This is a genomic window from Aureimonas sp. AU22, from assembly GCF_001463745.1.
GTDB lineage: Bacteria > Pseudomonadota > Alphaproteobacteria > Rhizobiales > Rhizobiaceae > Aureimonas.
The window spans coordinates 1-6955 of sequence record NZ_BBWJ01000055.1 but is presented as its reverse complement, the minus strand read 5'-3'; the positions used below and the strand labels follow the sequence as shown (position 1 = coordinate 6955).

The following is a 6955-nucleotide window of genomic DNA, read 5'->3' as shown; positions in this document are numbered from 1 at the left end:
CGCGTGCAAGCCGCAACGCATCGCCCCGCCACAAGCCGCACCATCGGCTCGAGGCTGTCACGAGAGTTTCGCTTGGCGATCGCGGCGAGCCATGCTTAACTTTTCCGCAACTGCAACGGAGGCCCAAGAAATGTTCGTTGTGCGAATGGACTACGAGGACATCAGCAAGTTCCAGGCCTTCCGTTCCGTGGTCGATGCCCGCAGCCACGCGCGGCGTTGCCGGAACGAGGACGACCTCGCCCCCGAAAGCGTTCGGATCTTCGACGTTCCCGACACGGCGGACGCCGAGATCGCCGTGATGGCGGTGCGCGACGGGCTCGGCATCTCGGTGAGCGAGGCGGACGCCGACCCGGCGCTGATCCTCGCCTCGATGGGGCTCGGAACCGGCCTGCGCATCTAGCGGCCGCCTGCCGCCATCCCCTGGGGCTTGTCCGGGAACGGACGGGCCGCTGATCCGTTTTGTCGCACATGCAAACGGAGAGGAGCCGGGAACCATGGCAACCGATGCATTCCAGCAGGGCAAGCTCGCCTTCCAGAACAATGTGCCGAAGTCGGCCTGCGAATATCCCGTGGGCTCGACGCTGCGCACCGAATGGATGGAAGGCTGGACGCAGGGGCTGAACGCCCGTCCCGCCGACCACGGCCATGCCGCGCCCGAGGCCGAACCGCGTCACTGAACGGGTTTTGAACACGATTTCGCGAGGCCGGCGGTATTCCGCTGGCCTCGCCCGTATTCGTCACGGCTTGCCGCGCGCCGGCCTGTCGGAATGCATCGTGCGCCATATGTGTTCCCGGCAACGGGATCGGACGCGTCGGCGGCCGCTCACGTGAGGGGGATCGCGGCGCGGGGGCGCCTCGTCGGTCCGAGCATGGGGGCCGAACCTGAAGCGCTTGCACACCTCGATCCGGGCGATCGCGCGCCTCGGCTGCGTTCTTGGGGCCGCCGCCGTGCTGTCGGCCTGCCGCGGCCCGCAATCGACCTTCGATCCGGCAGGGACGGAATCGGTCGAAGTGCTGCGCCTCTTCTGGTGGATGCTGGGCGGCGCCGTCCTCATCTGGCTCTTCGTGATGGGCGTCTCGGTCTATGCCACCAAGGCGCACCCGAAAGCCCATAGCGAGCGCACCGGTACGCGGCTGATCGTCTGGGGTGGCGTCGCCTTTCCGGTCGTGGTGCTGACCGCGCTCCTCGTCTTCGGTCTCCAGATGATGCCGGGCTTTCGCGCGCCCGCCGACGGGCCGCGCATCGCCGTGTCGGGCGAACGCTTCTGGTGGCGCGTCCACTACGAGGCACCCGACACGCCGGGTGTCGCCAAGGCGCTGTCGGGCGAGGGCGTGCCGTCGGCGAACGAGCTCTGGATTCCCGTCGGCCGGCGCTCCGAGATCCTCCTGTCCAGCCCCGACGTCATCCATTCCTTCTGGGTGCCCAACATTGCCGGCAAGGTCGACACGATCCCCGGCCGCGTCACCCGCCTCGTCCTGGAGCCGACCCGCACCGGCACGTTCCACGGCATCTGCGCCGAGTTCTGCGGCGACGCCCACGCCCAGATGCGCTTCGTGGTGAAGGTGGTCTCCGAGGCCGAGTTCGCGGCCCGCGTCGAGGCCGAGCGCGCGCCCGCCAGCCTCGTCGATCATCCCGGCCGGCTCGCCTTCGAGGCCAATGGCTGCGGCGCCTGCCACCAGGTGCGCGGCACGGCGTCGGCCGGCCTCGTCGGTCCCGACCTCACCCACCTTGGCTCACGTGAAACATTGGGAGCCGGCATCCTGCCCGTCACCGCGGACAACATCCAGCGCTTCATCGCGCTGACCGAACACGAGAAGCCGGGCGTCCAGATGCCATCCTTCGCGACACTCCCGCAGGATCAGACCCGCGCGATGGCGGAGTGGCTGGAGGCCCTGAAATGAGCGCCGCCGCCGAGTTGAACGCCATGCGCCGCCCGGGAGACCCCGACCAGGAGGACGAGGCCGTCCGCCGGGGGCAGCAGGAGCGCCTCATCAAGGTGTGGGAGACCCCGCCCGGCTGGCGCTACTGGTCCGACGTCAACAACACGACCGTGGGTGTCTGGTACACCGTCACCTCCTTCGCCTTCATGCTGTTTGCAGGCGTCCTCGGCCTCCTGATCCGCGTGCAGCTGGCGGTGCCGGAGAACGACTTCCTGTCGGCGACGATGTACAACCAGGTGTACACGCTGCACGGCACGGTGATGATGTTCCTCTTCGCCGTCCCGATCTTCGAGGCGGTGGCGGTCATCCTCCTGCCGCAGATGCTCGGCGCGCGCGACCTGCCGTTCCCGCGCCTCTCGGCCTTCGGCTACTGGTGCTTCCTGATCGGCGGTATCTTCGTCTGCGGCTCGATCTTCTTCGGCCAGGCGCCCAATTCCGGCTGGTTCATGTATCCGCCGCTGACCACCCAGGCGCGGTTCACGCCGGGCTACGGCGCGGATATCTGGCTGCTCGGCCTCTCCTTCATCGAGGTGGCGTCGATCGCGGCGGCCGTGGAGCTGATCGTCGGGGCGCTGAAGTGCCGCCCGCCCGGCATGCGGCTCAACCTGATGCCGCTCTACGCCTGGTACGTCCTGGTCGTGGCGGCGATGATCCTCTTCGCCTTCCCGCCGCTGATCGCGGGCGACATCCTGTTCGAGATGGAGCGCCTGTTCGACTGGCCCTTCTTCGACCCGACGCGCGGCGGCGACCCGATGCTCTGGCAGCATCTGTTCTGGATCTTCGGCCACCCCGAGGTCTACATCATCTTCCTGCCGGCGATCGCGCTGCTGGCGATGATCATCCCGACCTTCGCGCGGCGCCCGCTGCTCGGCTACTCCTGGATCGTGCTGGCGGCGGTCGGCACCGGGTTCCTGAGCTTCGGGCTCTGGGTCCACCACATGTTCACGACGGGCCTGCCGGCGATCTCGCTCGGCTTCTTCTCGGCGGCCTCGGAGGCCGTCGCGATCCCGACGGGCGTCCAGATCTTCGTGTTCCTCGCGACCTGCCTTGCCGGCAACGTCATCTACTCCGTGCCGATGCTCTTCGTCTCGGGGGCGCTCGGCATCTTCGTGCTCGGCGGCCTCACCGGCGTCATGGTGGCGCTCGCGCCCTTCGACTGGCAGGTCCACGACACCTATTTCGTGGTGGCGCATCTCCACTACGTGATCTTGGGGGGCGTCCTCTTCCCGATCGTCGCCGGCATCTACTACTACTGGCCGATCGTCTCCTCGCGAAAGCTCCACGACAAGGCGGGCAAGATCGCGTTCTGGCTGATGTTCATCGGCTTCAACGTCGCATTCTTCCCGATGCACTATTCCGGCATGATCGGCATGCCGCGCCGGGTCTACACCTATCCCGCGCAACTCGGGCTCGAGATCCCGAACCTCATCTCGACGGTCGGTGCCTTCATCTTCGCCGCCGGCTTCCTCACCGTGGTCGCCGACATGCTGCGTCCGCGCAAGGACCCCTACGCCGACCGCAACCCCTGGAACGCCGGCACGATCGAATGGTCGGGCGAAATCCCCGACCAGCCATGGGGCGTGCGCTCCGTGCCGATCGTGAAGTCGCGCTATCCTCTGTGGGACCAGCCGGGCTTCGTCGACGACATGGACAAGGGGCGCTTCTATCTGCCCGATGCCGAGGAAGGAAAGCGCGAGACGCTGGTGACGAGCGTGCTGGACGCCGAGCCGATCCAGTGCCTGCGCGTGCCCGGACCCTCCTTCGTGCCGATGTGGGCGGCGATCTTCCTCGGGGCCTGCTTCATCGCCGCGACCTTCCATCTCTGGACGGTCACGATCGCGGCGCTCGTCGTCGCCATCGCCGTGATCCTGTTCTGGCTCTGGAAGGCGACGGCGGTCATCCCGGAGAAGGAGACGAAATATGTCGGGCTCGGGCTGGAGCTGCCGACCTACGTCTCCGGTCCGCACTCGGTGTCGTGGTGGGCGATGTTCATCACCATGCTGGGCGATGCCACGGCCTTCCTGTCGCTGCTCTTCGGCTACTATTTCTTCTTCACCGTCCATGCCGACTTCCCGCCCGCCGGCACGACGGGGCCGGGCACCCTCTGGCCCACCGTCTCACTGGCGCTCTTCGCGCTCGCCTGGGGTGCCTGCCTCCTGTCGCACAAGGTCCTGAAGGGCGGCGGGGTCCTCGGCGCGCGCGCCCTTCTCGCCGTGTGTTTCGTGGCCTCGCTCGCCGCGGGGGCGGCGCTCCTCTGGGGGCCGCATGCGACGGGCCTCCAGCCGACCGCCCACGTCTATCCCGCAACCGTCTGGATCCTCGCCATCTGGACGGCGATCCACGCCTTCGTCGGGACGCTGATGGCCGGCTACTGCCTTGCGCGCTCCTTCGCGGGCAAGCTCACGCCGCGCCATGACATCGACCTGTCCAACGTCACGCTCTACTGGCATTTCGCCGGCGCGACCGGCCTCGTGACGGTGGCGACGATCGCCTATTTCCCGCTCGTCGCAGGGGGGTAAGAATGACCTTCAAAACCTCCGGGGTCGGGCAACGGGGTCCTTTCCCCGCCGAGCTGCGTTGCCGATGCTCTTCGATGCCGCCAGCATCGACTGCGCTCGGCGCCTTGTCCGCGACGAAAATCCCTCCGCTGCCCTCCGCCCGGCGATTTCGAAGGTCATTCTGAGATGTTCGGCCTCCGGCGCGGCACGCGCGATTCCCTCGTCACCATGATCGCGACGCCCACCGTCTGGGCGCTGCACTTCCTGTTCTGCTACGTCGCAACCGCAGTCGCCTGCGCGCCGAATGCCGACATCTTCAAGGCGATCGGGGGCGTGCGCGCGGCGATCGGGGTGGCGACCGTCCTCAGCCTCCTCTTTTGCTGGTTCGCCGGCTTCCGGGCGTGGCGCGAGTGGCGACAGGCGGGCGGCAAGCCACCGCACGACCAGCCGACCGACGAGGACCGCGAGCGGCAGATGGAACTGGCGTCCGCGCTTCTCTCAGGGTTGTCCTTCCTGGCGATCATCTTCACCGCGCTGCCGGCTCTTCTCGTGGTGGATTGCCGGTGAGCCCGGTCGTCTCGCGGCACGGCCCGCTGGCCTTCGGCCTCGCTCTGCTCGCGGTCCTCTGGGCGGGACCGCTGGTCGGGCGCGCCGAGACCTCGTTCGCCGCGCACATGATCCTCCATATGGGTCTCGTCGCGGTGGCCGCGCCCATCCTCGCCTTTGGGCTGATGCGCTCGGCGCCTTGGTTGGGCGCCCGCGTCTCGGCGCGCTTCGCGCTCCTAGCGGCGCTCGCCGAATTCTCGCTGGTCTGGTTCTGGCATGCGCCGGCGCTTCACGACGCGGCCCGTCGCGAAACCTGGGTGCTCGTTCTCGAACAGGCCTCCTTCCTGACCGCCGGCCTTCTCGTCTGGACGGCCGCCTTCGGCACGGCCGGAGGCGCGCGAGGGGCGCGGGCGGCGGGCGTCGCGGCGCTTCTGATGACCTCGATGCACATGACGCTGCTCGGCGCGCTTCTCCTCTTCGCGCCGCGCCCGCTCTATGCCTGCGGCGACCTCTGCTCGCCGCTGGCCACCCTGACCCCGCTGGAGGATCAGCAGCTCGGCGGCGTCCTGATGCTGCTCGTCGGCGGCGCGGCCTATCTCGTCGGCGGCCTGTCGCTGCTGGCCCGGATCCTCAACGAAAAGCGCGAGGTGCCGGCATGAAATGGACACTCACGATCCGCCCCTGGCATCTCGTCGCCGCCCCGTTCGCGGCGCTCGGTGCCGCGCTTCTCGTCGGCGGCTCGGGCCTCGTCTCGGTCGCCGCCAACACCGGCCATTTCCCGCCGGTGGAGTGGTTCCTGCACTGGACCCTGCAGCGCGCCGTCGACACGCAATCGCTCGGCATTTCGAAGCCCGACGACGTGTCGCTCGAGGACCCGCTCCTGATCCAGCGCACGGCGGGCCACTTCGCCAGCGGCTGCGCGCCGTGCCACGGCGCGCCGGGCGAGGAGCAGACGCCGGTGGCGCGCGCCATGATGCCGCCGGTGCCGCGGCTCGAGGGACAGGTGGCCAAGTGGCGCGACCGCGAGCTGTTCTGGATCGGCCAGCACGGCATCAAGTATTCCGGCATGCCCTCCTGGTCGACGCAAGACCGGCCGGACGAGGTCTGGGCGCTCGTCGCGTTCCTGCGCGCGCTCCCCGACATGACGCCTGAGCGCTACCGCGAACTCGCCTACGGGAAGGCCAGTGTCGAGCCGGGACGCCCCGGCCTTCAGGCGCTGGGTCAGGCCGGCGACACGGCGCTCGCCGACTGCGCCCGCTGCCACGGCGAGGACGGGAGCGGCGTCGGGCCGGCCGGCAGCTTCCCGCCGATCGGCGGCCAGTCGGAGGCGTATCTCTTCCAGACGCTGCAGGCCTTCTCGTCGGGAACGCGCCAGAGCGGCATCATGACGCCCGCCGCCGGCATCCACGACGAGGCGACGCTGCGGCGCCTTGCCGCCCACTACGCCGCGCAGCCGCCCCTGCCGGCGCCGGCCGAGCCTTTGGGCCGGCCGCAGGGCGTGGCGATCGGCTATGAGGGCGCGGTGCGCCTGCCGCGAGGGCACATCGGCCCGGACGCCCCCGCCGACGAGCCGGTGCCGACGGGACCGGCGGCCGCCAACGATCCGTCCGCCGCGCACGGCTATCCCGTGTCCACGAGCGGCCTCATGGAACTCGGCCGGCGCATCGCCGAAGAGGGGCTGCCCCGCCAGAAGCTCGCGGCCTGCCAGACCTGCCACAGCGGCGAGGGGACGGCGAAGAACCCGCTCTATCCGCGCCTCGACGGCCTGCCGGAATGGTACACCGCGACCCATCTCCAGATGTGGAAGGACCGCCATCGCGGCGGCACGCCGCTCGCCCACATCATGGAGACGATTGCGATCAACCTGACGGAGGAGCAGATCGACGCGCTTGCCCTCTGGTATTCGCGGCGCGGCGACTGAGAAGCGCCCGCAAGCCTTACCCATGGGGGCTCGCGGGGGGGGGGGGGGG

The 6955-nt window shown here is 69.2% G+C and carries 7 protein-coding genes; all 7 read left to right on the top strand.

Annotation, left to right across the window (positions count from 1 at the left end):
• Positions 1 to 130: 130 nt before the first annotated feature.
• The 7 genes from AUL34_RS20150 to AUL34_RS20120 all read left to right on the top strand — a co-directional run bounded on the left by AUL34_RS20150 (position 131) and on the right by AUL34_RS20120 (position 6906).
• Positions 131 to 400, top strand: coding sequence for a hypothetical protein (locus AUL34_RS20150; protein ID WP_061938020.1), 270 nt, complete (start codon positions 131 to 133; stop codon positions 398 to 400).
• A 94-nt stretch (positions 401 to 494) separates the two neighbouring features.
• Positions 495 to 677 (top strand): Rmf/CrpP family protein, encoded by a 183-nt coding sequence (locus tag AUL34_RS20145; protein ID WP_061938017.1) that lies wholly within the window; start codon positions 495 to 497, stop codon positions 675 to 677.
• A 214-nt stretch (positions 678 to 891) separates the two neighbouring features.
• Positions 892 to 1902, top strand: coding sequence for a cytochrome c oxidase subunit II (locus AUL34_RS20140; protein WP_061938013.1), 1011 nt, complete (start codon positions 892 to 894; stop codon positions 1900 to 1902).
• A gap of 23 nt (positions 1903 to 1925) precedes the next feature.
• Positions 1926 to 4460, top strand: a complete 2535-nt coding sequence (ctaD, locus tag AUL34_RS20135; protein WP_061938026.1) for a cytochrome c oxidase subunit I — start codon at positions 1926 to 1928, stop codon at positions 4458 to 4460.
• Positions 4461 to 4625: 165 nt separating this feature from the next.
• A complete protein-coding gene (locus AUL34_RS20130; RefSeq protein WP_061938012.1) occupies positions 4626 to 5006 on the top strand; it encodes a hypothetical protein in 381 nt (126 codons plus the stop codon).
• Positions 5003 to 5644 carry a cytochrome c oxidase assembly protein gene (locus AUL34_RS20125; RefSeq protein WP_061938023.1) on the top strand — a complete coding sequence of 214 codons (642 nt, stop codon included), beginning with the start codon at positions 5003 to 5005 and terminating at the stop codon, positions 5642 to 5644. Before AUL34_RS20130 ends, AUL34_RS20125 begins: the two co-directional genes overlap by 4 nt.
• Complete coding sequence (locus AUL34_RS20120; RefSeq protein ID WP_061938009.1) at positions 5641 to 6906, top strand: c-type cytochrome; 1266 nt, start codon at positions 5641 to 5643, stop codon at positions 6904 to 6906. The genes AUL34_RS20125 and AUL34_RS20120 overlap by 4 nt, the downstream gene beginning before the upstream one ends.
• Positions 6907 to 6955 lie beyond the last annotated feature (49 nt).